At 57.4% G+C, this 24442-nt stretch carries 20 protein-coding genes; 15 read left to right on the top strand and 5 right to left on the bottom strand.

The genetic code is table 11. The annotated features are described in order from the left end of the window. The first annotated feature begins 35 nt into the window (after positions 1-35). From ligA to AU11_RS04575, 9 genes are all read left to right on the top strand, one after another. Positions 36-2072 (top strand): NAD-dependent DNA ligase LigA, encoded by a 2037-nt coding sequence (gene ligA, locus AU11_RS04615; protein ID WP_043316824.1) that lies wholly within the window; start codon positions 36-38, stop codon positions 2070-2072. 150 nt (positions 2073-2222) lie between these two features. Continuing rightward, positions 2223-2657, top strand: a complete 435-nt coding sequence (locus tag AU11_RS04610; protein ID WP_043316823.1) for a hypothetical protein — start codon at positions 2223-2225, stop codon at positions 2655-2657. Between the two features lie 133 nt (positions 2658-2790). Next, positions 2791-4212: an aspartate ammonia-lyase gene (locus tag AU11_RS04605; protein ID WP_043316822.1), complete on the top strand. Its 1422-nt coding sequence runs from the start codon at positions 2791-2793 to the stop codon at positions 4210-4212. A gap of 474 nt (positions 4213-4686) precedes the next feature. Beyond that, the gene (locus AU11_RS04600) at positions 4687-4908 is read left to right on the top strand and encodes a hypothetical protein (RefSeq protein ID WP_043316820.1); all 222 of its coding nucleotides are present in this window, start codon (positions 4687-4689) and stop codon (positions 4906-4908) included. 12 nt (positions 4909-4920) lie between these two features. Then, positions 4921-6009, top strand: coding sequence for an AraC family transcriptional regulator (locus AU11_RS04595; RefSeq protein WP_051686951.1), 1089 nt, complete (start codon positions 4921-4923; stop codon positions 6007-6009). Positions 6010-6333: 324 nt separating this feature from the next. Beyond that, complete coding sequence (locus AU11_RS04590) at positions 6334-8130, top strand: acyl-CoA dehydrogenase C-terminal domain-containing protein (RefSeq protein WP_043316818.1); 1797 nt, start codon at positions 6334-6336, stop codon at positions 8128-8130. 102 nt (positions 8131-8232) lie between these two features. Then, the gene (locus AU11_RS04585; protein ID WP_231491721.1) at positions 8233-8583 is read left to right on the top strand and encodes an SCP2 sterol-binding domain-containing protein; all 351 of its coding nucleotides are present in this window, start codon (positions 8233-8235) and stop codon (positions 8581-8583) included. Between the two features lie 388 nt (positions 8584-8971). Then, positions 8972-10609 carry an AMP-binding protein gene (locus AU11_RS04580; protein WP_043316815.1) on the top strand — a complete coding sequence of 546 codons (1638 nt, stop codon included), beginning with the start codon at positions 8972-8974 and terminating at the stop codon, positions 10607-10609. Between the two features lie 156 nt (positions 10610-10765). After that, positions 10766-11275 carry a phosphate-starvation-inducible PsiE family protein gene (locus AU11_RS04575; protein ID WP_231491539.1) on the top strand — a complete coding sequence of 170 codons (510 nt, stop codon included), beginning with the start codon at positions 10766-10768 and terminating at the stop codon, positions 11273-11275. Between the two features lie 78 nt (positions 11276-11353). On the opposite strand, the gene AU11_RS04570 is transcribed toward AU11_RS04575, so the two are convergent. The 3 genes from AU11_RS04570 to AU11_RS04560 all read right to left on the bottom strand — a co-directional run bounded on the left by AU11_RS04570 (position 11354) and on the right by AU11_RS04560 (position 15518). After that, positions 11354-13159, bottom strand: a complete 1806-nt coding sequence (locus tag AU11_RS04570; protein WP_043316811.1) for a M28 family metallopeptidase — start codon at positions 13157-13159, stop codon at positions 11354-11356. A 61-nt stretch (positions 13160-13220) separates the two neighbouring features. Then, positions 13221-14354 carry a M14-type cytosolic carboxypeptidase gene (locus AU11_RS04565; protein WP_043316809.1) on the bottom strand — a complete coding sequence of 378 codons (1134 nt, stop codon included), beginning with the start codon at positions 14352-14354 and terminating at the stop codon, positions 13221-13223. 582 nt (positions 14355-14936) lie between these two features. Further along, a complete protein-coding gene (locus tag AU11_RS04560; RefSeq protein WP_043316807.1) occupies positions 14937-15518 on the bottom strand; it encodes a hypothetical protein in 582 nt (193 codons plus the stop codon). A 213-nt stretch (positions 15519-15731) separates the two neighbouring features. Between AU11_RS04560 and AU11_RS04555 the strand changes: the two genes are divergently transcribed. Together AU11_RS04555 and AU11_RS17670 are read left to right on the top strand one after the other, a co-directional pair. Further along, entirely contained in the window at positions 15732-16256 is a 525-nt protein-coding gene (locus AU11_RS04555) for a hypothetical protein (RefSeq protein ID WP_043316806.1), read from the top strand. Positions 16257-16335: 79 nt separating this feature from the next. After that, positions 16336-17307, top strand: a complete 972-nt coding sequence (locus AU11_RS17670) for a DUF3445 domain-containing protein (protein ID WP_081847930.1) — start codon at positions 16336-16338, stop codon at positions 17305-17307. On the opposite strand, the gene AU11_RS04545 is transcribed toward AU11_RS17670, so the two are convergent. Together AU11_RS04545 and AU11_RS04540 are read right to left on the bottom strand one after the other, a co-directional pair. After that, a complete protein-coding gene (locus tag AU11_RS04545; protein ID WP_051686949.1) occupies positions 17276-18766 on the bottom strand; it encodes a helicase HerA-like domain-containing protein in 1491 nt (496 codons plus the stop codon). The genes AU11_RS17670 and AU11_RS04545 overlap by 32 nt on opposite strands. A gap of 71 nt (positions 18767-18837) precedes the next feature. Further along, positions 18838-19827 (bottom strand): AraC family transcriptional regulator, encoded by a 990-nt coding sequence (locus tag AU11_RS04540; protein ID WP_043318156.1) that lies wholly within the window; start codon positions 19825-19827, stop codon positions 18838-18840. 158 nt (positions 19828-19985) lie between these two features. On the opposite strand from AU11_RS04540, the gene AU11_RS04535 reads away from it, so the two are divergent. From AU11_RS04535 to AU11_RS04520, 4 genes are all read left to right on the top strand, one after another. Then, entirely contained in the window at positions 19986-21332 is a 1347-nt protein-coding gene (locus AU11_RS04535) for an NAD(P)/FAD-dependent oxidoreductase (protein ID WP_043316804.1), read from the top strand. A 13-nt stretch (positions 21333-21345) separates the two neighbouring features. Then, entirely contained in the window at positions 21346-22314 is a 969-nt protein-coding gene (locus AU11_RS04530; protein ID WP_231491537.1) for a bile acid:sodium symporter family protein, read from the top strand. Positions 22315-22411: 97 nt separating this feature from the next. Next, complete coding sequence (locus tag AU11_RS04525; RefSeq protein WP_081847929.1) at positions 22412-23431, top strand: SDR family oxidoreductase; 1020 nt, start codon at positions 22412-22414, stop codon at positions 23429-23431. Then, complete coding sequence (locus tag AU11_RS04520) at positions 23428-24303, top strand: SDR family oxidoreductase (RefSeq protein ID WP_043316802.1); 876 nt, start codon at positions 23428-23430, stop codon at positions 24301-24303. The genes AU11_RS04525 and AU11_RS04520 overlap by 4 nt, the downstream gene beginning before the upstream one ends. The last annotated feature ends 139 nt before the right edge of the window (positions 24304-24442 follow it).

Raw genomic sequence — 24442 nt, 5'->3', positions numbered from 1 at the left:
CATCGGCAAGAATCCCCCATTTTTGCGGAACAACAATGACAAAAAAAATCCCCCCGGAATCCCAGTCCCGTGCCATGGAACTGCACGAAATCCTCAACCGCGCCAATTACCAGTACTACGTCCTGGATGCACCGGAATTACCCGATGTTGAGTACGACCGGTGTCTGCGCGAACTGCAGGGGTTGGAAGAACAGTATCCGCAGCTGGTTACCAGTGACTCTCCCACCCAGCGAGTAGGGGCGGAACCACTGGCGGCTTTCACACAGATCCGCCACGAAATGCCCATGCTGTCACTGGATAATGCGTTCAGTGATGAGGAAATGGAGGACTTCGACCGCAGAATTCGCGAGCGGCTGAATTATAGTGCGCCGGTGGAATATGCCTGCGAACCGAAACTGGATGGGATCGCGGTGAGCCTGCTGTACCGCAACGGATTACTGGAGCGCGCGGCGACCCGTGGTGATGGCACAGTGGGTGAAGACATTACCCAGAATGTACGCACCATTTATTCTGTGCCGCTGAAACTGTTGGCCGAAGACGTGCCGGACGTACTGGAAGTTCGCGGTGAAATTTACATGCCCAAGGCCGGTTTCGAGGCTCTCAATGAAAAGGCCCTCGCCACCGGTGACAAAACCTTTGTAAACCCGCGCAATGCCGCTGCCGGCAGCCTGCGCCAGTTGGACCCCCGGATTACCGCCCAGCGCCCGCTGGAGCTGTGTGCCTATAGCGTGGGCGTGGTGGAGGGCGGCGAATTACCCGAGGCGCACTCGGAAATCCTCCAGCAGTTGAATCGCTGGGGGTTTCGCATCAATGGTGAAATGACGGTGGCGAAGAATATCCAGGAATGTATCGAGTACCACCGCAGGCTTGGTGAGAAGCGCGCGCAACTGCCATACGACATCGACGGTATCGTGTTCAAGGTCAACAGCATTCCCCTGCAGAGACGACTGGGTTTTGTGGCCCGCGCCCCGCGCTGGGCTACGGCTTACAAGTTCCCCGCACAGGAAGAGATGACAAGGTTGTTGGATGTGGAGTTTCAGGTGGGACGCACGGGCGCGGTCACCCCAGTGGCACGTCTTGAGCCGGTGTTTGTTGGCGGTGTTACCGTATCCAACGCAACCCTGCATAACCGCGATGAAATTGAGCGTCTGGGAGTGAAAATCGGCGATACGGTAATCGTTCGCCGTGCCGGCGACGTAATTCCACAGGTGGTGTCGGTGGTGGAAAGTCGTCGCCCCAAAGGCGCACGGGACATCGAGTTCCCCAGTCATTGCCCGGTATGTGATTCGCCGGTGGAAGCCACTCCCGGTGAAGCTGTCGCCCGCTGTAGCGGGGGGCTTATCTGCAGTGCCCAGCGCAAACAGGCAATCAAGCATTTCGCATCGCGCAAAGCCATGGACATTGATGGCCTTGGTGACAAGCTTGTGGAGCAGATGGTGGATGAGGGGCTGCTGAACTCAGTGTCCGGTCTGTACCATCTTTCACTAGAGCCCCTCGTGGCGCTGGAGAGGATGGGGGAAAAGTCCGCACAGAACCTTCTGGATGCGCTGGAGCGCAGCAAAGATACCACGCTACCGAAATTCCTTTATGCCCTCGGTATTCGCGAAGTGGGGGAGGCCACTGCGCGCAACCTGGCGCGGCACTTTGGTGATCTGGATCAAATAATGCAGGCGGATACGGAAGCGCTGCAGCAGGTGGAAGATGTTGGCCCGATTGTGGCTCACTATGTCGCTGAGTTTTTTGAGCAGCCCCACAATCTTGAGGAGATAGCTGCGTTGCAGCAGGCGGGAGTGCACTGGGCGGCCGAGATTCGGGAGTCCGGCAGCGAGCCGCTCGCCGGGCAGACCTGGGTGCTGACCGGCAAGCTGGAGACCCTGTCTCGCAGTGAGGCGAAGGATTACCTGCAGCGGCTGGGGGCCAAGGTGGCTGGTAGTGTATCCGCCAATACCCACACGGTTGTTGCCGGACCGGGCGCGGGTTCCAAGCTGAACAAGGCGCGGGATCTGGGGTTGCCGGTGCTGGACGAGGAGGGATTGATGTCGATGTTGCGAACGCAGGGTATCGAAATTTAAACGAACTGCGTGAAATGCGATCGGGTCGAAAATTTGCCCGCATCTGGCAGTAGAATTATCCCGGTCACGCCGTTACAGTTGGCGGAGCATTAATTGAATTGGCCCGACAACACATCTGTGCTGCGGGGGAAGCGTAGGGGTTAGCGCAGCGTGATTCAGGGCGATCAGGAATCAATCGTTTACGGCTGTATCAAAGACAGCAACAGCCTGGCAGGCAGCAGCGATCGCCGCCGGGTCAACCGCGAAGCCGTGCTGGCGCTGCCCAGCGCGGACGAGTGGCCGTTCCTGTGCCGCGATATGTTTTCGATCCCTACGATCAAGGTCAAACAATCCCAGTATCAGACAGACGTCATCCATTTCGGTGCCTCCTATCGCGCCGTTGAGTATGAATGGAATCACTGGATCCAGAAGTTCGAAGAGCTGTTGCGCAGCATGTACTGGGTTTCTGCCACGGTCCACCTGGAAACAGAGCTCTCCGGCACCCACTCGTTTAACTGGGAGGCGGCAGGTCTGTTTCATGAGCCCGGCAGCGGCGATATGCAGGTGCGTTGTGAATGGACCCAGGAAGGGCGAGTCAGCGTGTGACCGTACGGGCCTGTGCCACCTTCCAGCTGATTGCCAAGTCCCACCACCACACATTACCCTGTAACTGATCTCTCCCGGTGCCTGCACCGGTTCCTCTTTCTTTTTACCTGTGTTTTCCAGGAGGTCCTGCGCCGTGCGCAAGCCGCCCCTCGACAATCCAACCGAGAGCGCCGGAGCTTTTCGGGTCGAAAAAGACAGTCTCGGTGAAATTCGCGTTCCAGAAGATGCTTTGTACGGCGCGCAGACTCAGCGTGCTGTCGACAACTTTCCCGTCAGTGATCATGTGCTCCCCGCGTCATTTTTACGCGCCGTGGTGGCCATCAAGCGTGCTGCTGCGGAGACAAACCAGACCCTCGGTATTCTCGATGAGGAGAGGGCCCGCGCGATTATTCAGGCCTGTGACAACCTGACGGACGCCCACTATCAGCGTCAGTTTCCTGTGGACGTTTTCCAGACGGGGTCCGGCACCAGTACCAACATGAACGTGAACGAGGTGCTCGCCCGTCTCGCCAGTGAAGAAACCGGTGTTGAGATTGGCGCGAACGATCACGTCAATATGTGCCAGAGCAGTAACGATGTCATTCCGACCGCGATTCACCTCTCTGCACTCCTGGCCATTCAAAATCAATTGCTCCCCGCATTAGTACACCTGTGCGAGGTGTCAGATGAGAAAGCCGACAACCTGGCGTCTGTGGTAAAGACCGGGCGTACGCATCTGATGGATGCTGTCCCTATCACCCTGGGGCAGGAAATTTCGGCCTGGAGTGCGCAGATAAAGCTGTGCCGCTCGCGTCTGGAAGATGTACTGCCCCGCCTGGAGCAGCTTGCTCAGGGAGGGACTGCGGTAGGCAGTGGTCTGAATGCGCACGAGCAGTTTGCCGAAGTGTTCGCCCGTAAACTCGGCGCAGCCTGTGGGATCTCTGTGCGCCCCGCGGACAATGCTTTCGCCGCAATCGCCAGTCAGGATACGGCGGTGGAGGTATCCGGGCACCTGAAAACCCTGGCGGTGGCCCTGATGAAAATTGCCAACGATCTGCGCTGGATGAACAGTGGGCCGCTAGCGGGGATTGGTGAAATTGCGCTGCCGGCGCTGCAACCTGGCAGCAGTATTATGCCTGGCAAGGTCAACCCGGTGATTGCCGAGTCGGTAGCGATGGTGGCGGCAAAAGTGATGGGAAATGACACCACTATAGCCGTGGCGGGGCAAAGCGGTAATTTCCAATTGAATGTGATGTTACCGCTGATAGCGTTCAGTCTACTCGAGAGTATCCAATTGTCGGCAAATGCATCTCGCATTCTGGCAGACAAGGCGATCAGTGATTTTACTGTGAACGCAACACGGATGCAGGATGCGCTGGCCCGCAATCCCATTCTGGTTACCGCGCTGAACCCGGTCATCGGTTATGCCAAGGCAGCGGAGATTGCCAAGGCCGCGTATCGCGCCGGTCGTCCCGTGCTGGATGTCGCCGAAGAAATGACCGATCTGGATCGGCAAACGCTGGAGAAGCTGCTGGACCCGGCGCGTCTCAGTGCGGGCGGTATTGTGGGCGACTAACGCCCTGTATCGCAGGTCGGTCGCCGCCTACGCAAGCAGCAGGATGCCCAGTAATACCGAACCCGCGAGCAGCATCATGCACTCGACCCAGATTCCAAGTCGGCGGAGAGTGGACCTGTCTGATTTGCGGAGTAGGTGTCGTCTTTGCATGGCATTCTCCCAGATCGGGTTCGCCGAAGTGCCAATCCAGCCGGCTGCGTTGACAGCCCATGACCAATCCTGCAGGATTCGGCGCCATGTGGAGTCGGGAATGCCCGGTCCCACCTTTCAGGTCTTGCACGTAATCTGGCAGTTCGCGGAGGTAATCCCTGCTAACCGGTAGAATTCATCGCTCTGATAATACAACCCTATAGTATTAGAGAGTCGGCAAAACCGGATTAGCGGACGCACCGTGAAGCGCTGCGCACTACCTGAATCCTAGTGTCGACGGTATCCGTCGACCAATCGTTCACTCCCCGTCGAAAGTGTTTTGTTATGGCCCAGAAACGCCGCCGTTCGTTTATTACCAGTGTGCTTGCCTGCATCGCGTTTATCGCTGCGGCGATCTGGAGCTGGGACCTGCCAGTGGCGGATGTTCTCAGCTACCTGGTGTTGATGCTGGTATTTCTGGCGGTAATTGTGACTCTGGCATTCGGTTTTGGTGCGTTGCTGAATTGGCTGCGGCGCCGCAACGACCGCCGTGACGACGACCGCTAGGTAAGGCAGAGCATGGCCAGCGATAGCCCGTCGGTTTCCAGTTCCGGTCAGAGTGACGATATCCGTATACCCATAGCCTACGTCCAGCGCTTGCTGGACGAAGCGGCCCGGCACGGTTGTGATCGGGCAGAGTTGCTCGCGTCGGTGGATATTTCTGAGGGTGAGCTGGAAGATACGGCGGCATTTTCTGCCATCAAGTACGGCCGTTTGTATCAGCGGGTCATGTGGTTGGCCCAGGATGAGTGGTTCGGCATGCTCAGTGGTGGCCGGGTGCGCTCGGGCTCATTCCGGTTACTGTGTCTGACGGTGGTGAATTGCGCAACCGTGCGTCAGGCGATCACGCTTAGCGCGGAATTCATGGAGATCTGTCGCGGCTTCCGGGTCAAGCCAGTGCTGTCTTCCCGGGGAGATCGCGACAAAGTGGTGATTGTAGGGATCAGTTCCCTGAAAGAGGGCGAATTTGACCAGCTGATCGCCGAAACCACACCGGGAGTCATTCGTACCACCCTGGCGGTGTGGCACCGGTTTTACTGTTGGCTGGTAGGGCGAGAGATTCCGCTGGCCAAGCTGCATTTTTCTTTTCCCTGTCCGGAGGAGTTCCAGACGCTCGCTCAGAGTGAGGCCGGCGAGCTGCTGTTCGATCAGCCTGCCAATGCGCTGGAGTATGAAAGTCGCTACCTGGACTACCCCATAGTGCAGAGCCCGCAGACGGTGGAAGATTTTATCCGCACAGCCCCCTATCACCTGGTCATCAGTGATGGCAATGCCAACAGCATCAAGACCAAGGTCAAGACGATTCTCAATCGCGATGTGAGCGAATCCATGCCGCCTGCGGAAGCGGTGGCGGAGCGTCTGAATATGTCCGTCACCACCCTGCGTCGTAAATTGCAGCAGGAAAACACCTCTTACCAGAAGCTCAAGGACGAGTGCCGGATGGAAGCGGCTTTTCACTATCTGAGCTGTCCGGATCTGTCGAATACACAGATAGCTGAAATGCTTGGCTTTGACGAAGCGAGTGCCTTTTTCCGCGCGTTCAAAAAGTGGACCGGGGTAACTCCCGGTGAATACCGTAAAAGCCCGCGAGCGGCGGTGTCTTCCTGACTGTACCCCCGTACTTGGCGGATTTTCCCCGCGTTTCCCTTCTGTATGCCAGCCTCTTGCCAGCGACATTCTCGCCATTTTTCGCTATAGCCGTGACCTGTGCGTCAGTGGATATCTGGCAATTTCGTCGCCGTATTTTGTTAGTGCTTTGGACACTTTTCGCCATAGTGACTATTGGTAATTTGCTACTAATATGAATAAAACGAATAGTTGAGTCACGGCATTTGGCCGTGCTTCCCGTGGCGCAGCCCGGCCTGGTGTGAACAAGACGTAGGCAGTGGGCGCGAAAATCGAGTGTAAAAATCGTTAAAGAGGGTATTCAGGATGAGCGAGATCAAAATTCCGCTGCGTGACATGCGTTTCGCCATGCGTGAGCTGCTGAACTGGGATCAGCACTATGCGGCACTGGGCTATGAAGATGCGAGCCCCGACGTGGTGGATGCCATCCTGGAAGAGGGTGCCAAGTTCTGTGAGAACGTCCTCGCCCCGATCAACCAGATCGGCGACCAGCAGGGTTGTACCTGGAAAGACGGCGAAGTCACTACCCCCGATGGCTTCAAGGAAGCCTACCAGCAGTTCGTGGAAGCCGGCTGGCCGTCCCTGCCGCACAAAGTCGAACACGGTGGCCAGGGCCTGCCGCCTTCTCTGGGTACCATCCTGAGCGAGATGGTGGGTACTGCCAACTGGTCCTGGGGTATGTACCCGGGTCTGTCCCACGGCGCAATGAATACCCTGGAAGCCCACGGTACCGATGCGCAGAAAGAAACCTACCTGACCAAGCTGGTCGAGGGCACCTGGACCGGCACCATGTGTCTGACCGAGCCACACTGCGGTACCGACCTGGGTATCCTGCGCTCCAAGGCCGAGCCCAACGACGACGGCTCCTATGCCATCAGCGGCACCAAGATCTTTATCTCTGCCGGTGAGCACGATATGGCCGAGAACATCGTCCACATCGTACTGGCACGCCTGCCGGATGCCCCTGCGGGCACCAAGGGTATCTCCCTGTTTATCGTGCCGAAATTCCTGCCGAATGCCGACGGCTCCGTGGGCGAACGCAACGGTGTGACCTGTGGTTCCCTGGAACACAAGATGGGTATCCACGGTAATGCCACCGCGGTGCTCAACTTCGACGGTGCCAAAGGCTTCCTGATCGGCCCGCCCAACAAGGGCCTGAACTGCATGTTCACCTTCATGAACACCGCGCGCCTGGGTACTGCCCTGCAGGGCGTGGCGCACGCGGAAGCGGGCTTCCAGAAGTCCCTGGCTTACGCCAAAGACCGCCTGCAAATGCGCTCCCTGAGTGGCCCGAAAAACCCGGAAGGTGCGGCAGACCCGATCATCGTACATCCGGATGTACGCCGCATGCTGCTGACCCAGAAAGCCTTCGCTGAAGGCGGTCGCATGCTGGTACTGCTGTGTGCACAACAGGTTGACCGCAGCCACGCCGCAGAGACGGAAGAAGAGCGTAAAGACGCCGACGACCTGCTCGCGTTCCTGACGCCGATCGCCAAGGCGTTCCTGACCGAGACCGGTTATGAATCTGCCAACCTGGGTCTGCAGTGTTTTGGTGGCCACGGCTACATCGCCGAGTGGGGCATGGAGCAGAACGTTCGCGACTCCCGTATCTCCACCATCTACGAAGGTACTACCGGTATTCAGGCACTGGACCTGCTGGGCCGTAAGGTCCTGATGAGCCAGGGCGAGCTGCTGCGTAAGTTCACCAAAATCGTGCACAAATTCTGTCAGGCCGAGGTGGATAATGAAGCGCTGGCGCCGTACGTTGCCAAGCTTCAGCAAATCAACAAGGAGTGGGGTGAGCTCACTATGAACGTCGGTGTCAAGGCCATGGAAAACCCCGATGAGGTCGGCGCAGCTTCCGTGGATTACCTGATGTACTCCGGTTACGCCGTGCAAGCCTATCTGTGGGCACAGGCCGCGAAAATCGCCAACGAGAAACTGCAGGCGGGTGCCGGTGAAGAAGACTTCTACCGTGCAAAAATCGCCACCGCACGTTTCTACTTCGATCGCATTCTGCCGCGCACCGCGACTCACGCCAGCGCCATGCAGAGCGGCGCCGACAACCTCATGAGCCTGGATGCGGAACACTTCGCGTTCTGAGCAACATGATTGGAAAACACCGCCCCTGGTAACAGCGGCGGTGTTTTTGAATCCGCTTTTTGCCAATGGCGGCCGATGGCGGATGTCCGAATTTGCGGAGTGATGATGCAATTACCGGCGCACATTCTCGAGCGCTTGCGGCTGCTTACTTGTCTGCCTCAGACCACTCGAGTACAGTTTCGATTGCCGGATGGCAGTGATTTCTACCTGCGTGTCGAACGCAAGGCGGTGGACCAGCAGGGCCCAGAGGGGGAGGCTTTCATTATCGAGGCCGAGCAGGTTTCCGGATTGGTTAAAGCACCAGATCTGGACCTGGAAATGTCCTACGATACCTTGCGGGATATCATCGACGGCCAGCTGAGTGCGCGGCACGCATTTCTGCTGGGGGATATCCGCTACACCGGGAATCGTGAACTGGCAGCGGCACTGGCGGATCTTTTCATCGTACATTGATTACTGTCACACTGTTCTCTGCAGGAGAAAAATTGTCTGCGTTGAACGATAACGGGTATGCGGCCCCGTCAGGTTGACCACCTGGCGTAAAAATAATTATTAATCTGCCGGTTCTGGGTTTCTAGTGAAATTCAGGCGGCTTATTTGCCTCTCGCAGTAACATTCACCAGATAACTAACAAAACTTACAATAATTGCCCGTCTGCTCAGATCACAACTGCGGATTTCGACTATAAACGGACTGGATCACTTGGTGAGGTATCATCAGTCCGCGAACTCGCCGATAATCTGCCAGTCTAGTGAAACTGTCCCTGCTCGATTTCTTGCGAGTGCGGCAGGCCGCGTTTGGCGGGTGACACCACAAAAACAACAGTATTGGGAGAAACAAGTTGGACATCGAACGCAGCATTCTTGACGTGTTTACCAGTGCCACGGCCAAATATGCAGAGCGCCCGGCATTTACCTGCCTTGGGCAAACGCTCACCATCGGCGATATTGATCGGCTCAGCGCCCAATTTGCCTCCTATCTTCAGAACCACACCAACCTCAAGCCCGGCGATTGCGTCGCTGTGCAGCTGCCCAATGTTCTGCAGTACCCGGTTGCCGTATTCGGCGCCCTGCGTGCCGGTATGGTGGTGGTCAATACCAATCCGCTGTACACACAGCGGGAAATCAAGCATCAGCTGAATGACTCCGGGGCCAAGGCGCTGGTGGTGCTGGCGAATATTGCCGATACAGCCGCTGCGGTGATCGAAGAAACCTCCGTCGAGCAGGTGATCGTGTCCGAAATTGCTGATCTGCATCCACCGCTCAAGCGGGTGCTGATCAATACTGTTGCCAAGCACATTAAAAAGATGGTTCCGGATTTCCACTTCAGCAATCAGGTGAATTTCCGCGACGCCATGTCTTCTGGTGCCAAGCAGCCGCACCAGGACGTTCAGCGCACGCCGGATGATATTGCGGTGCTGCAGTACACCGGCGGTACCACTGGTGTTGCCAAGGGCGCAATGCTGACCAATCGCAACCTGGTGGCGAACATGGAACAGGTGCGTGAAGCCCTTGGCGATTCCATGAAAGAGGGCGAGGAAATTTATATTGCGCCTCTGCCGCTGTACCATATTTACGCGTTTACCATTCACTGCATGGCCTTGTTTGCCACTGGTAACCATTCAATCCTGATTCCTAACCCGCGCGATATCCCGGCCTTCGTGAAGACCCTCAAGGGTGTCCGTTTTACCGGGTTTGTGGGCCTGAACACATTGTTCAACGGCCTGATGCGCAACCCGGATTTTGCCAATCTCGATTTCAGCAAGCTGCACACCACCGCATCCGGTGGTATGGCTCTGACCCGCGATACGGCCAAGCGCTGGGAAGAAATGACTGGCTGCGTTGTGACGGAAGGTTACGGTATGACGGAAACCTCACCGGTTGTGTCTTTCAATCCTTCAGAAGCGGTACAGTTGGGCACGGTGGGTAAGGCGGTGCCAAGTACTGAAGTGAAGGTGATCGACGAAAACGGCAACGATCTGCCCAACAATACCCCGGGGGAACTGTGTGTACGCGGCCCTCAGGTAATGAAAGGCTACTGGGAGCGCCCGGAAGCTACCGCTGAGACCATTGATTCAGAAGGGTGGTTGAAAACCGGCGATATGGCGGTGATCCAGGACGATGGTTACATCAAGATTGTGGATCGTAAGAAAGACATGATTATCGTCTCCGGATTCAACGTCTACCCGAACGAGATCGAAGATATTGTCAGTGCGCATCCCAAAGTTACCGAAGCCGCGGCGGTTGGTATTCCGGATGAGCGAACCGGCGAGACCGTAAAACTGTTCGTGGTAAAAGCGGATAGCTCTCTGTCTGAAGAAGAGATCATTGCCTACTGTCGTGAAAATATGACAGCCTACAAAGTGCCAAAAAATATTGAGTTCCGCGATGACTTGCCGAAGACCAATGTCGGTAAGATTCTTCGTCGCGAGCTTCGCGACGAAGAACTCAAGAAAGTGGAAACAGCAGTCAGCGCCTGAGCTTGAATCCTGTTTCGAAAACGAAAAACCCGCTGCTTGCAGCGGGTTTTTTTTGTGGAAGATCGTTGAGAAAAACGTGTGTGCGGTGATGCCCCATACGGGGCGGTGGCTGGTGCGCTATAACTAATGGGCAAATTGTTGACCCAAGAGCACCCAATGTCAGAGAAGCAGGAAAGGCCGACCATGATCCACGAGGAGCTGCCGGCGGAACACGAAGACCCGTTGATCCGGTTGCTACATGTGGTTATTCGCAGCTCGGTGCGTTTTCTGTCCGTGGTGATGGCGCTGGTTATTGTGTGGAGTGTGGCGGATGTCGTGTGGGTGGTGTATCAGCGGCTGCAGGCAGCCCCCGTGCTGATCATGAACCACAATGATCTGTTTGATGTGTTTGGTGCAATCATGCTGGTGCTGATTTCCATCGAGATTTTCATCAATATTCGACTTTATCTCGGCTCCAATGTTATTCCGATTCAGTTGGTGGTGGCGACGGCACTGATGGCCATTGCGCGAAAAGTGATTGTGCTGGATCTCGATGACACGACGCCGGATTATATTCTCGGTATTGCCGCGGCGGTGCTGGCGCTTGGGGTAACCTATTGGTTGGTGGCAAAAAAAGAAGCTCTGTCGTATAAAGAGCGGCGCAGCCTGCTCGAGGATCAGGACTGAGACCGGACAACATAAAAAAGGGGCGCCCGATCGGGCGCCCCTTTTCGTTGCGGCCGTATGGAGGCCGCGCGAGCGGATTCACTTGCGTGTATCGGCGCTCTTATCCCGCGCAGCGCGGAATTCGTTGCCCTGGTACCAGTTGGGCCAGTCGCGGCTGTTGGCGAGCGCCAACCCCAGGTCAAGGCCCAGCGCCAGATCCAGCGCCGCCCCTTCCAGGTTCCACTGCGGATCGTATTCATCGGCGGGCTTGTGGTATGCGCGGGCACCGTATTCTGCCGCTTTCTTTTGTGCCCATTCACGGCCGTGTTCGAAGCTGTCAGTGCCAGAGTCGAAGTACAGCATGGGTACGCCTTTTTTCGCCAGGCTGAAGTGATCCGAGCGATAAAAGTAGCCGCGTTCCGGGTGGTCTTCCGGAGCCAGGTAGCGCCCCTGTTTTGCCGCGGCCTGCTCCAGCAGTTGTTCCAGCTCGCTGTTGCCGTAGCCGACCACGATGACATCGCGCATAGGACCGAGTACTCCCATGGCGTCAAAGTTGATGCCCGCAACCGTTTTTTCCAGGGGAACAACCGGATTCTCCGCATAATACTTTGAGCCCAGTAGACCTGATTCTTCCGCAGTGACCGCGACGAAAATCATAGAGCGCTGCGGTGCTTCCGGCAGCTTCGCCACCTGCCGTGCCATGGCCAGCAGACCGGCTGTGCCTGTGGCATTGTCAACAGCGCCATTGAATATATGATCGCTGCCTTCGGCGTGATCATTCACTCCCAGGTGGTCCCAGTGTGCGGTGTAGATAACCGCTTCGTCGGGGTATTTACTGCCCTCGACTTTGGCAACCACGTTGCGAGAGTTGGAGGTACGGACCTGATTTTTCAACTCGACACTGGCGGTCAGGTTCATTGGCTTGGGCTGGAAGCCACGCTGCTTTGCGGCCTCCAATTCCGCAGCGAAGTCCAGGCCGGCGGCGTCAAACAATGACTTGGCCACATCGGTAGTGATCCAGGATTCCACGGCAACCCGGTCAGAATTCTTGTCTTCGGCGGCGAGACTGATCTGGGCACCGGACCAGCTACCGCTGACCACTTCCCAGGGGTAACCGGCAGCGCCGGTCTCATGGACGATGATGGCGCCTTCCGCTCCCTGGCGCGCGGCTTCTTCAAATTTGTAGCTCCAGCGACCGTAGTAGGTCATAGCGTTGCCGTTGAACAGGTTTTTATCCTGGGTGGCATAACCTGGGTCGTTTACGAGGATCACCGCGGTTTTGCCTGTCATGTCGAGACCGGCGTAATCGTTCCAGTTGTTTTCCGGGGCAACGATGCCGTAACCGACAAACACCAGTGGGCTGTCGACAAGTTTACTTTCCGGGGTCTGGCGCTGGGTAAAGGCAACCATGTCGGTCAGGGCGGTAAGGGACTTCGCAAAATTCTCACCCCTGATTTCCATGGGTGTGGTTTCAATCTGCATCTCTACCACCGGCACCGACTGATACCAGCTGGGATTGCCCCCGGTGTCGACCGCGCCGGGTTTCAGGCCCAGCTTTTTGAACTCATCTGCGAGGTACTTGACCGTGAGCTCTTCACCCTTGGTTGCAGGCGCGCGGCCCTCGAATTCATCGGAGGCGAGCACCGCGATATGGGAGTGCAGATCCTTTGCCAGCTCCGCGACTTCGCTCTTTTCTTCCGCGCTGAGTGTCGGTGCGGCCGCCGCTCCAGCATTCTCTAGCAGCGCATCTGTTGAGGCTTTGTCTTCGGCCTGCGCAGTCGCTGCTTCCGGTGCATTGGGCTTGTCGGTGGCGCTGTCATTCTGCTTGGCGCATCCGCCAACGGCGATCAGGCCTGACAGGGCAAGCGGCATAGCCAGCTGTCGCCAGGGAAATGGTGTTCGCATAGGGTTACCTCTGTTGTTATTGGTTTAGTTGTTTTTGATGTTGTGGTTATTGGTGTCGTAATTATTGATTGCTGTCCATATAGACCAGGGTCTCACGAATGGGGGTTAGCATGTCCCGGGCCAGCTGGCGACAGCGCGCCGGTGACCAGCCTTCAATGGGATCTGGCAGATTGTCGTTGTCCTTAAACGGCATTTCCAGAGTCAGTGCCAGCGTGCGAAATTGGTGACCGCACCAGTTGGTGCCCACGGTCATATTGGCTTCACCGGGCTTGTCCAGGGGGTATCCTTGCTCCGTCTGGAAATCGGGGCTGGCTTTAACAAAGGCGGCCTTGAAGACGTTTTCCAGCGCAGCGTGTTTATCGTCGTAACCGGGTATGCCTTCACAGGCGGCAACAAAATTAAACGGCAGCGCTTCGTCGCCGTGAATATCCAGGAACATATCGCCACCGGTCTCCAGCATACGTTCGCGCACCAGATAGACCTCGGGGCTTTTTTCCATGCTGGGAGATTGCCATTCGCGGTTCAGGTTGGCACCGGCGGCGTTGGTGCGCAGGTGGCCCCGTACACTACCGTCCGGATTCATATTGGGTACTACGTAAAAAACCGTGTCCTGGAGCAGTTGGCGCGCTGTGGGGTTGGCTTCGTCCAGCAGGTTTTCCAGAAAGCCTTCCACAAACCATTCGGCCATTGACTCACCGGGGTGTTGGCGGGCGATCATCCATACTTTGCGCTTCGCTTTTTCCGCGTCGCCCACGGTGAGCAGGGTCATGTCGCGACCGTCCAGGGTCAGGCCGAGGGTTTCGCATTCTACCCGCTCATCGGACTGGGCCCACGCCAGCAGGTCGAGATGCCGTTCCCAGGAATAGGGGGCAAAGTACGCCAGATAAATGGCGGGCTGTTCCAGGTTTACCGTGAAATCCAGAACCTTGCCGTCGTATTGAGTGTTGATGCGGAACCAGTTGTGGCGATCGTAGGAGGCACATACCCGGTAGTTTTCCCAACCTTCCGGATAAGCGGCCTTACCGGCATTGTTAATGCGCAGCGGGTATTCCTTGCCCACCTCACCTTCCAGTCGGAAGTGGAACCACTGGTAAAAGTCGGACTGGTTGTCAATCCGGATCGCCAGTTCTACGGGATTCGTGTTTTTATCGATGACTTTGATGTTGCCGCTATCGAAAGCGCTGCTGATATGCATGCGTAGACTCCGCAGTGATTTTGTTCAGGTTTTTGGCACCGTGCTTTGAGCCAGTGGTCGAACGGTTTGCAGGATACAGCTTCAGGCCTGGAAAACAGGATAGCCCAAGGCAGCTTGGTAGAAATAACTGCGGTAGCGCAAGTTTCGAGAACAATGTTTTGAAGGCTGGCGGGAAATTCCTCAGGACATTTTTCTGGTTAGTGGACCAAATAAAAAGGCGCGACGCCCTTGCGGACGTCGCGCCTCTGCCAATCCTTGGCGGCACCTGCTGAGACTACTGCTCCCTGAAATTTCTGGCGTCGGACCAATGACGACTTCTCACTGCCCTGGTCAAATGCTCGGTGCGAACCACTAACACACCTTCAGAAATGTTGTACTGCTCCCTGACATTCCTCAGCAGGTGCTGACTAAAGTTTAGGCAGTCTTTTGCGGGGGGCATGGATTCAAAGGGCAAGTTGGCGCAGATTCAATTAACTATTAGACAGGTTAAGCAGGTTAGAACTTGTGGCGCCAGCGGACATGGCAGGGCGGCTCCCGATGCATTGTCTGCCGGCTTTACTACCCGGTCACCGGTGTGCGGATTCAGTTCAGTGCGGCGTCTTTCCAGTACTTGGTGCCTTTCACCGTCGCTTGCAGTGCGATCCCGCTTTCAGTGAGCTGGTACACGCGCATGCCATCCACTACGACTTCTCCGCCTACGGCGGCGCCTTTATCCTGTGATTTTGCAGCGGCGTCCGCATGGCCGCCGAAGGTCCAGCCGGATTCCACAAAACGCTCCATGACTTCCGTAGAGTCGAAGATGAACAGAGCACGGAAATCTTTCACCCCGAGCCCGAGGCCTACACCCACCTCACCCATCTTCATATAAGTACGCTTACCGGATTTGTTCACCACAACCCCGTACCCGCTTGCGGTGCTGGCAACCAGCAGGTTGACGTTGATGTTGCTGAATACGGCGTAGCCGGGGGCTTTGGCCACTTCGCTACGAAGCGAAGGCTTCAGTTGGTACAGCTCAGTGAGTACCTCGCGCTCGGTTTGTGCGATGTGTTGGCGCTGCTCTTCGGGAGTGCGCCCGGGGGCTGCACAGGCGGCGAGCAGGCAGACCTGAAGTACCGCAAACAACAGGGTCAGTGGTCGTAGAGCATGGTACTTGAGACTGGGCATGGGAGATCTCCGAAAGCCTTGGGGGTTATTACTGGGTCTGGCACAGGTTCCTTGCAAGAATACCGATGATGTCCCGTTACGCCTGCGACCTGGCGCACAATGAATGAAATGGCGCCACTTTCAGCCGGTTTATGAAATCAGGTATCCTTGCGGGCATCTGAAATTCGAATTGACCGGCTATGTACCGCTGGCTCCCGTTAAGGAAATTGCACTATGACCCGACCTACGAATCGACCCGCATCGCGATCTCTCAAGCGCGGCCTTGCCGCCACCTGCCTACTCACAATGGTGATGAACCTGACTGCCTGCGGTTACTTCCTGTATCCGGAACGCAAGGGGCAGACTGGCGGCCGGGTAGACCCGGTGGTGGTCATTCTCGATGGTGCGGCATTACTGTTCGGCATTCTGCCGGGGATCGTGGCGTTTGCGGTGGACTTTACCAATGGCACGATTTATTTACCGGCGGGCGGGTCCTCCGCTATTGATCGCCACGTGAGCTCTGCGGATGATGGCCAACTGAGCGGAGACAAATCCGTGAAGCGTGTCATTGACCAAAATGGGCAGGCCTGGGTTGAACTGCCTCTGCACACCGCGGAGGAAAGCGGTGATCTGGCGCAGGTCAGCGCAGCCCTGCGTGAATATACCGGGCGCAACACCCGCTTGTCGGACATTATCTGGGTAGAAGACCTCGCGGCACTGCAGCAGGCGCGCAATACGCAAATGGCTGCAACGCACTAGGTTTTCTCGGTTGGCCGTTTTGCCGGCTTATGGATCGTCATCGCCCGCACCTGCCTGTGCGGGTAGTGACGTCGGCGAAATGACTGCGCGGCGTTTTGCGCAGGATTTTGCCTCAGCTTCCCCATGTCTTCCTTTCCTTACGGTGCCCGATGTGGTGCATATGGGGCTCAACAAGCTCGACCCACGCCACTGGGTTTTGCCCTGCCGTACTCTTCCGCACTATCAGCAAAATAAAATTGCCGCTCGCCACGCGATGGGCGACAGAGTATACGCCCAACTGCCGGCATCGTTGCCGATTCAGCGGGAGCTGGCTACGCAGCTCTATCAGCACCTGATATATGACCACACCAACTATCTGTGCGCGGCGGATTCTGTGCTCCGATGGTGCGCTGCCGGTAGTGAACTACGTTGGCCCGGGCTGGCACCTCAACTCGCAAGCGCCGAACCCCTGTGGGGTGCCAGCTGCTGGGTCGCAGACGACATCTGCCTGCTGCAACCTGGCCAGCACGGCTATACGCTGGTCGCCGCATCGCTTGCCGCGCCAAGTTACTGGCGCCTCGAGGAAAAAATCGGGCGGCCACTGGACCAGATTCACGGACCCGTACCGGGCTTTCAGCAAAAGCTGTCTGCCCGGGTAGCGCGCTTTTTCGATCATTTGAAGCCCGAATTTCCCGTGTGGCGGAGTAACTGGTCGGTAGTGGATTCCCCGCAACTGTTGCAGCGTGCGGGCGAGGTTACCGATTCGAAGTCCGCATGTATGGGGCAGCCAAGGCGGTTATACCTGCGGATTGAGCGGCAGACGCTGCGCCGCCTGCCTGCAACCGGTGCGGTGGTGTTTACCATTCGCGTAACGATCAACCCACTGGAGGATCTGTTGCTGATCAGTGGTGGCGTTGCTGCCCTGAGGGATGCAGTGCTGAGGATGTCGCCAGAAGAGACTCGCTACAAGTCCCTGGCGCCTCTGTTGGCGGAGGAGGGAGGACCACTGCGGCGCTTCTTTACCGAACACGGTTACTCAATCAACGCCGGCGACCGGACAGGGCTCCCATAAGCCCGCGCATCAATTCCCTACCGATCTGTCGTCCGAAACTGCTTGCCATTCGGTTAACACTTTTTTCCAGCGGACTCTGCTTTTTAACCACATTTTTTTTCGCGGCGGGTTTTGAGATTGGGTCTTTTTGAGCCTCTAGTTGCTCGCGTCTTTGCTGTAGTTGTTCATAGGCGGATTCGCGATCCAGCTTCCTGGCGTACGTTGATCGCAAAGGGTCGTTTTTACGTTGCGTTTTCTTTTCCGTGTCGGTGAGCGGAGCGAGTCGACTCGCTGGGGGGTGAATGATGGTCCGCGCCACAGGCTGGGGCACACCGTCAGCGTCCAGTCCGGAAACCAGTGCCTCGCCTACGGCGAGTTCACCAATGACGGTGGCAGTATCAATGGCTGGGTTTGCGCGAAAGCTGCGTGCTGCGGCCTTTACTGCCCGTTGCTCATTTGGGGTGTAGGCGCGCAGGGCGTGTTGAATGCGGTTGCCCAGCTGAGCGAGGATGTCTTCCGGGATATCCAGCGGATTCTGGGTGACAAATACAATGCCCACCCCTTTCGAACGGATCAGTTTTACGATCTGCTCCACCTCATCACACTGGCTTTTTGGGAGGTCGTCGAACAGTAAATGGGCCTCGTCAAAGAACAGCACCAGGCGCAGCTGACTGTCGCCGGTTTCCGGCAGGGTCTCATAGAGCTCTGCAAGCAGCCACAGTAATAAAGTGCCGTACACCGCCGGCTGCATATCGCTTGCGTCGAGCAGGTGTATGCGTCCTTCCTGCATCAGGTCATCGAGGGCCAGTGCGGGCTCTCCGAATAGACTTGCGGCACCTTTAATATCTGGAGAAAGTGGCTCCAGGGCAAGCAGCTTGCGTTTGATCGCACCCAGGCTCGCGGGAGAAATGTTGCCGTACTCAAGGGTCAGGTGCTTGCGGTTCTGGTCTACATGGTCCAGTAGGGCGGTTAGGTCTTTCCAGTCCAGTAGCAGTAGCCCCTGCCGATCTGCCATGCGAAAAATCATCTGGAGCAATCCCTGCTGATTGTCGTTGAGCTGGAGCAGGCGGCCCAGCAGCTCAGGCCCCATTTCACTGGGCGTGGTGCGTAGAGGGAGCCCGCTGCGCCCCCACAGAGTTACCGGGAAGGCAGTGAAATACTGCGTATCGAGTGCAAACAGGGGAAGGCGCTCCGCGACTTTTTTGTTGGCGCCGCCGGGGGCGGCGAGTCCGCTCAGGTCGCCTTTCAGGTCTGTCACCAGGGTGGTGATATTGCGGCGGTTTAACTGTTCCACCAGGTAGCGAAGGGTAACTGTCTTGCCAGTTCCAGTAGCGCCGCAAATCAGGCTGTGGCGATTCAGCATCTGCGGTAACAGGGTCACCAGGGTGGATTGGGCGTCTCCGGCGCCCGGGGAGGCGGACCGACCGATGACAATGGGCGTTGTGGGTGACTCAGTATTGTGCGCTGACGGGAGTGGCATGAGGGGTTCCTGAGTGCTGTACTTCGGGAAGTCCCCCTAACTGTAGCGTTTTCCCGCTGTGACGGTAGCGCTTACTCCTGTGCCTTGAATCCCTTGGGGGAGAGCCCAGTCCAGCGGCGGAAGGCTTTACCAAAAGCGCTTTCGTCGCAGTACCCGAGGGCCGCGGCAATATCCACGTTGGTTTTCTGCCCTTCGCGCAGCCACTGACAGGCGTAATGACAGCGCACTTCATCCTGTATCCCGCGAAAACTGGCATTTTCTTCCAGCAGTTTGCGGCCCAGATGTCTTGGGCTGATACACAGGCGTGCGGCCACCTGCTCGCGGCTAAGTTGGGGTTCCTGCTGCAGCAGGTGTGCCACGCGCAATTGCAGGCTCTTGCTGGTCAGCGCCTTGAGCAGGGCATCCGCTTCCGGCTTCAGTCGCGCCATGACCTGGCGATCTGCGGCCACCAGGGGGGTCTCCAGGTCCTGCGGGCGCAAGCGGATTGCGGAGACTTCTGCGTTGAACTGTACCGGGGCCTGCAGCAATTGTTGGTACTGCTGCTGCACCGCGAGGGAGGGGGTGGGGTAGGCGAACTGTACACTCTGGGGCTGGAACTCGCGACCGGTCATGGCGCGGGCCTGCGCCAGGCAGATAGAGAGGACTGTCTCAACCCGCAGGCGCGCACAGCGAAGGTAGTTGGGGCGGTAGCAGAGCTCGACATAGAAGCTGCTGCGGCGCAGCTCAAACTGACCGCCCTCGCCCAGTAACGGATGGTAAATAAGCAGCTGATCGATCGCAGCGCCGAGATTTTTCTGGGTCATCAGCAGGTAGCCGACCAGCCCCATCTGGCTGCCCTGCATGGCCTGGCCGAGGCGAATACCTAAAAGGGGGTCGGGAATGGCTTCCTGGACCGCCAGCCATATCTCTTCCTGGACCTCCATTGGCACCCGCTCTTCCTCGTTAATGGCGGCCAAAAGGGATTGCACGCTGTGTGGGAGTGCCAGGTCCAGGCGCCCCAAGGCGGCAATAATAGCGCGGGTGTAGCTGAGTGTGACGCTTCGAGTATCAGCGGTATTCAAATTCACTGTCCGAAATTAACCAGAGACTGCCCGATTATGACGACGGCCTCTCCGGATGTCACGTTATATTCAAATTCGATCCCAAACGGTATGTCTGAGAGCGTGGCAAGGCGCGGAGCAGGCATCGTTGATGAACTGAAAAAACAGCGAGAAGAATAATGAAGCCCTATGCGGTGATTGGCGCGGGCCCCATGGGTCTGTGTAGTGTACGGAATCTGGCAAAGCACGGCATCCCCTGTGTGGGATTTGAGATTCACAGCGACGTCGGTGGGCTGTGGGACATCGACAGCCCCACCAGCACCATGTACGAGTCGGCGCACCTCATCTCCTCGAAACGCATGACGGAGTTTGCCGAGTTTCCGATGGGCGATGAGGTTGCTCTGTTCCCCCATCACAGCGAGCTGAAAGCCTATTTCAGGGCGTACGCGCGGGAATTCGACCTGTATCGCCACTATGAATTCGACACCGAGGTGGTGCACTGTGCACGTGAAGGTGATGACTGGCGTATTACCACCCGTTGTAAGGGCGAAGAGCAGACCCGTGTTTTCGGCGGCCTGTTGATCGCCAATGGCACCTTGCATCATCCCAATAAACCGCAATTACCTGGTGAATTTGCCGGCGAACTACTGCACTCGTCCGATTACCGCGATCCGGCGATTTTCGAGGGCAAGCGCGTTTTGCTGGTGGGGTGCGGGAATAGTGGTGCGGACATTGCGGTGGACGCCGCGCATCGCGCCAAGAGTGTTGATATCAGCCTGCGCCGCGGGTACTACTTCCTGCCCAAGTTTATTGGTGGTAAAGCCACCGATGCTGTGGGTGGCAAGATCAAGCTGCCGCGCTTCATACAGCAGAAAATCAGTGCCGCTCTGTCAAAGTTCATGCTGGGCTCTCCCGAGCAATACGGTCTGCCAAAGCCCGACTACAAGATGTTCGAGTCTCATCCGGTGATCAACTCGCTGATCCTCCACCACATTGGCCACGGGGATATCAAGGCGCGCAAGGATATCGCTGCAGTGGACGGCCACCGGGTGACCTTCACCGATGGCCGCATTGGCGAGTACGACATGATCCTGCTGGCGACCGGTTACAAGCTGCATTATCCGTTTATCGATCGCGCGCACCTGAACTGGGAGTCTTACGCCCCGCGTCTTTACCTGAATGTCTTCCACCCGGAATACGACAACCTTTTCCTGATGGGAATGGTGGAAGCTGCCGGGCTCGGATGGGAAGGGCGCAACCGTCAGGCGGAAATGGTGGCCCTGTATATCCGCCAGCTGGCGGACGGCGCCGAATCCGCGCGCAAGCTGAAAGCGATCAAGCGGTCCCAGGCCGGGCGCCGCGCAGATGGCGGGATGAATTACCTGAACCTGGAGCGCATGGCCTATTACGTGCACAAGGACACTTACCTGAAAGCACTGGCCGGTCACACCGAAGACTTGCTGAAGGGGTATGAGTTTGCGGATACTGATCATTTTGTAGCCAGTGCCGCTGCGGCGACCCGCTGAGGTCGCCTGGACTATGAATGAAATGAACCCTGTCTTCTCGACCTCACTGGACACATTCCAGATGTCACCGGCGGCGCTGCTCGCGCTTAATGCGATCCTAGCGTTTATGATGTTTGGCGTATCCCTCGGACTGCGCAGCGCGGATTTTCGCCGAGTGCTGCGCAGGCCAGTGGCGCCAATAACCGGCCTGGTGGCGCAGTTCCTGGTGCTGCCGGCAGTCACCTGCGCGGCCACCTGGGCGCTGGACATCAGCCCTGGACTGGCGCTGGGAATGATTCTGGTGTCCTGCTGTCCTGGCGGTACCTTTTCCAATGTGATGACCTGGATCGGGCGTGCCAATGTGGCCACGTCAGTAAGCATGACGGCCATCTCCAGTCTCGCCGCGGTGGTAATGACCCCGTTCAACTTTGCCCTTTACGGCAGCCTCAACCCTCAAACTCGCGACCTGCTGCAAGCCATCGCTCTGCCTGCAGAGAACATGGTGTTGATCGTGGTCATGGTGCTTGCGGTCCCCATGGTGGTGGGGATGGTGGTCGGTGCGCGTTTTCCACGGTTCTCCCAGAGTAGTGAGCGCTACTTCCGTACGGCCTCTCTTTTTGTATTCCTGCTGTTTGTGGCTATTTCCTTCAGCAAACACTGGCAGACGGCTTTGCAGATCGCCGGATCCGTGCTGGTGCTGGTGGTGGTGCACAACGCGTTGGCATTTCTCATCGGGGATCTTTCCAGTCGGGCGGCGCGCTTACCGGTAGGGGACCGGCGTGCCGTAACCATGGAAGTAGGTATCCAGAACTCCGGCCTGGCCCTTGCCATCCTGTTTACCTTTTATCCGCAGGCGGGCGAAATGTTGGTGATCGCCGGTTTCTGGGGCGTGTGGCACCTGGTGTCCGGGCTTTGCCTGGCCGGTTACTGGAGTTATTCCAACAACCGCTGCCAACGACTCGAAGAACAGAAAGTGCGGGCCGTGCAGCCCGATTCGGTTTGACCCACAAAGTGGCAGATCTCGAATAAAAAACGGGTATCCATAACAAAATCGATTTCGCTGCGATGATCGGTCGCAGCCTGGGAAATAAGAGTTAACAATGACTGACAAGCGGGTATTGATTACCGGTGCCGCGGGTTATGTGGGCCGTCTTCTGGGGGAGTCCCTGAATAAACAGATGTCTGTGATGGGTATTGATATCGTGCAGCGTGACGCCGGCTTTCCCATTCTGGCAATGGACATCTGTGATGCGGCTCTGGCGGAACTGTTGCGCGCAGAGCGCATCACGCACGTAGTGCACCTGGCTTCTGTGGTATCGCCCGGGCGTGATCGCGCGCGCGAATACAAGATCGACGTGGAGGGCACGCGGAACGTGCTGGAGGCCTGTGTCAAAGCGGGTGTTTCTCATCTGACGCTGACCAGTAGCGGCGCGGCCTACGGTTATCATGCAGATAACCCGGCCTGGCTGCAGGAGTCTGACCCACTGCGCGGCAATCGAGAATTTGCCTACTCCGATCACAAGCGGCTGGTAGAGGAGATGCTGGCTGAATATCGTCAGCGCCACCCTCAGCTCAAGCAGTTGATATTCCGGCCGTGCTCCATTGTCGGCGCAACGACCAATAGCAAGATCAGTGCACTGTTTTCCGGACGAGGAATTCTCGACCCCGGTGGGCACAATTCACCCTTTGTGTTTGTGTGGGACCAGGATGTGATCGGTGCCATAGAGTACGGAGTCACTCACACTGCCTGTGGTATTTTCAATCTTGCCGGTGACGATGCGCTTACCCCGGCTGAGATCGCGCGACTGTTGAAGAAGCCACTGCGGCGCCCACCGGTGTGGTTGCTGAAATGCATTCTGTCACTCAGTTTCAGTCTGCGTCTTGGCAATGTGCAGCCCGCCCAGGTGATGTTCCTGCAGTATCGCCCTGTCTTGCTCAATCACCGCCTGAAAACAGAGCTTGGTTACCAGCCGCAAAAAACCTCGGCCGAGGCGTTTGCCTATTTCGCCAATAACGCATTGGGAATTTCGGTAAGCGCAGAAGACGCACGGGTTACCCGTTTTGAAGGTACGCCGGCCGAGGCAGTGAAGACACAAGAGCGACAGGGGGAGGCTGCATGAGTTTTTTACGTGGTAAGCGGGTGAACCGCGATCAGGTTGCAGTTGTTACCGGAGCCGCGGGCGGGCTCGGCTGGGCCATGGTGCAACAGCTTGCCGCGCGGGCCCAGGACAGCGGGACGCCCCTGCGTCTGGTGTTGGTGGATATGAATGGCGAAGCGCTGCAGCTGCGCGCGGCAGAGCTAACCCAGTCGGTTGTCACGGTGGATGTGCAGGTGGCGGATCTGTCTGCCGAAGCATCGGTTGCGCAACTGTGTCAGGCGCTGGCCGCCCGCTACCCTCAGGTCGATCTGCTGATCAATAACGCGGGTATCACCCACCGCAGTCTTTCCACCCAGACCAGTAATGCGGTGATTCGCCGGGTAATGGCCGTGGATTACCACGCGCCGGTGGAGCTCGCGCAGGGACTGCTGGCACCGATGCGTGCCGCTGGCGGCTGTGTGGTGAATATCAGTTCCATGGCGGGGTGGATGCCGGTGCTGGGGCGTGCAGGATACTGCGCGGCCAAGAGTGCGCTGCATCAGTATTTTGAAACCTTCCGCGAGGAAGTCCGGGAAGACGGTATTTCCGTGTTGATGGTGTATCCGAGCTTTGTCGCCACCAATATCGACGCCAATGCGCTGTCCGGTGATGGTGGTCGTGCGCAACACGCGCAGAGTACCGTTGGCCAGGTGCGCACCGCGGACTGGATGGCAGCACGTATTCTGAACGCGGTGGCTACCGGCAAAGAGCGCTTGTTCCCATGGGACAAGACCCTGCTGGGTGCCTATCTGTACAAGCTGGCACCGCGTCTCTTCCTGCGCCAGATGGTGAAAAACTTTCGCGTAGAGCTGGAAGAGGGGCGCAAGCTGGCGCGCCAGTCCAGCGCGGTCTGACGCCTGCAGCCGGTAGCGGCTGTGTGTAGCTGCTTTTGACGCTCAGCTTTCCTTGCGAGCGCGTCGCTTTTCCGGCGCGCTCGACCTACAATTCACGCCCTCAATATCGCGAATTCACCTTGTCCGAGGTTTCCTGGGG

The sequence above is a fragment of the Microbulbifer sp. HZ11 genome, assembly GCF_000708675.1.
In the GTDB taxonomy this organism is placed as follows: domain Bacteria; phylum Pseudomonadota; class Gammaproteobacteria; order Pseudomonadales; family Cellvibrionaceae; genus Microbulbifer.
This window is presented reverse-complemented; position numbering and strand designations above follow the sequence as displayed.

Bases quoted from the DNA above. Each gene is read 5' to 3' on its own strand.
- AU11_RS04565 (WP_043316809.1), bottom strand. From the start codon at position 14,354: ATGCATATCAGCAGCGCTTTCGATAGCGGCAACATCAAAGTCATCGAT.
- AU11_RS04575 (WP_231491539.1), top strand. From the start codon at position 10,766: ATGTCAGAGAAGCAGGAAAGGCCGACCATGATCCACGAGGAGCTGCCG.
- AU11_RS04595 (WP_051686951.1), top strand. From the start codon at position 4,921: ATGGCCAGCGATAGCCCGTCGGTTTCCAGTTCCGGTCAGAGTGACGAT.
- AU11_RS17670 (WP_081847930.1), top strand. From the start codon at position 16,336: ATGACTGCGCGGCGTTTTGCGCAGGATTTTGCCTCAGCTTCCCCATGT.
- AU11_RS04525 (WP_081847929.1), top strand. From the start codon at position 22,412: ATGACTGACAAGCGGGTATTGATTACCGGTGCCGCGGGTTATGTGGGC.
- AU11_RS04585 (WP_231491721.1), top strand. From the start codon at position 8,233: ATGATGCAATTACCGGCGCACATTCTCGAGCGCTTGCGGCTGCTTACT.
- AU11_RS04530 (WP_231491537.1), top strand. From the start codon at position 21,346: ATGAATGAAATGAACCCTGTCTTCTCGACCTCACTGGACACATTCCAG.
- AU11_RS04555 (WP_043316806.1), top strand. From the start codon at position 15,732: ATGACCCGACCTACGAATCGACCCGCATCGCGATCTCTCAAGCGCGGC.
- AU11_RS04600 (WP_043316820.1), top strand. From the start codon at position 4,687: ATGGCCCAGAAACGCCGCCGTTCGTTTATTACCAGTGTGCTTGCCTGC.
- AU11_RS04545 (WP_051686949.1), bottom strand. From the start codon at position 18,766: ATGCCACTCCCGTCAGCGCACAATACTGAGTCACCCACAACGCCCATT.
- AU11_RS04520 (WP_043316802.1), top strand. From the start codon at position 23,428: ATGAGTTTTTTACGTGGTAAGCGGGTGAACCGCGATCAGGTTGCAGTT.
- AU11_RS04570 (WP_043316811.1), bottom strand. From the start codon at position 13,159: ATGCGAACACCATTTCCCTGGCGACAGCTGGCTATGCCGCTTGCCCTG.
- AU11_RS04560 (WP_043316807.1), bottom strand. From the start codon at position 15,518: ATGCCCAGTCTCAAGTACCATGCTCTACGACCACTGACCCTGTTGTTT.
- AU11_RS04590 (WP_043316818.1), top strand. From the start codon at position 6,334: ATGAGCGAGATCAAAATTCCGCTGCGTGACATGCGTTTCGCCATGCGT.
- AU11_RS04535 (WP_043316804.1), top strand. From the start codon at position 19,986: ATGAAGCCCTATGCGGTGATTGGCGCGGGCCCCATGGGTCTGTGTAGT.
- ligA (WP_043316824.1), top strand. From the start codon at position 36: ATGACAAAAAAAATCCCCCCGGAATCCCAGTCCCGTGCCATGGAACTG.